1 protein-coding gene is annotated in these 458 nt (G+C 70.5%); it reads left to right on the forward strand.

Annotated features, from left to right (window positions below; translation table 11 throughout):
• The coding region (locus tag AC1DLI_RS34390; RefSeq protein ID WP_477610222.1) for a hypothetical protein at positions 1–458 on the forward strand (458 nt) is incomplete at both ends.

Raw genomic sequence — 458 nt, forward strand, 5'->3', positions numbered from 1 at the left:
GTGCCGAGCTCGACGCGGACGTTGCCCGGATCACGGCGCAGGCCCAGCGCGACGCCGACCAGGTGCGCCTGAAGATGGAGACCGAGTTCACCGCGCACACCGCGCAGGTCGAGCGCGAGGCCGCGCACGCGGCGGAGAAGGTGAACCACGCCGAGCAGGAGGCTCACTCGATCCGCACCGAGGCGGAGAAGGGTGCGGCGGCTCTGCGCGCGATGGTCACCCGGGAGACGACCGATCTGCGGGTCTCCGCCGAGCGTGAGGTGCGCGAGATGAACGCCCGCGTGCTCGAGATGGAGGAGTCCCTCACGCGCCGTCAGGACGATGCGCAGCAGGAGTTCCTGGTGCTGCACAACCAGGCTGTCGCGCACGCGGAGCGGATCACCGCCGACGCGAACGAGCAGGTCTCCTCGTCGCTCGCGCATGCCGAGCGGATCTCGGCGAAGGCCGAGGACTACGAG

The sequence above is a fragment of the Paenibacillus sp. 01T443 genome (genome assembly GCF_056398325.1).